We start from the raw sequence: 601 nt of genomic DNA, 5'->3' as shown, positions 1-601 counted from the left end.
GTCCGCACCGGTACGGCGGCCGGCGAAGGGGTCGTACGCGGGGCGCCCGCCGTTCCGCGGGTGCGGAGGGGACTGCGGGGCCCGGTCGCGCGGGGAGACGTAGTCGCCCGGTGCGAGGCGGGGGTACGGCATGTCGTCCGGGCCGGGGAAGCCGTCGTACGCGGAGGCGTCGCCGAACGGGTCGGGGATGCCGGGGGTGGGGCCGGGGGCGGCCGGGAGGCCGTCGCTCCGCTCGCGGGCGTTGGCCGCCGCGCGGAGGCGGTCCACAGCCCCGTCCATCGCGAACTGGGCGGCGCCCAGGCCCTCCACCACATAGCCGCGACGTGCCTGCCCCGTCTCCTCGAAGGCGGACAGCACCCGGTACACCGCCGAGAAGCCGCCCTCGACGCCCTCCGCGGAGACGGCGCCCCGGGTCACCACGCCGTGCCGGTCGAGCAGGGTGCGGGCCAGGGCGTGGGCGCGGACCGTGGCATCGGTGTCCGTGGTCGTGTCCGGGAGCAGGGACCAGCGGCCGGCGACGGTCGGCGGGCCGGTGCGGGAGGCACCGCGGGCGGCCGCCGTGAGCGAGCCGTAGCGTCCGCGCGGGACGGAGCGCTTCGCG

General features: G+C 79.0%; 1 pseudogene. It reads right to left on the bottom strand.

The annotated features are described in order from the left end of the window. Positions 1 to 601: pseudogene (locus B7767_RS37690) on the bottom strand (DEAD/DEAH box helicase); the annotation flags it as partial.

It is taken from the genome of Streptomyces sp. 13-12-16 (genome assembly GCF_002114215.1).
GTDB lineage: Bacteria > Actinomycetota > Actinomycetes > Streptomycetales > Streptomycetaceae > Streptomyces.
The sequence above is the reverse complement of the archived record's forward strand: the minus strand, read 5'-3'. Positions and strand labels throughout refer to the sequence as shown.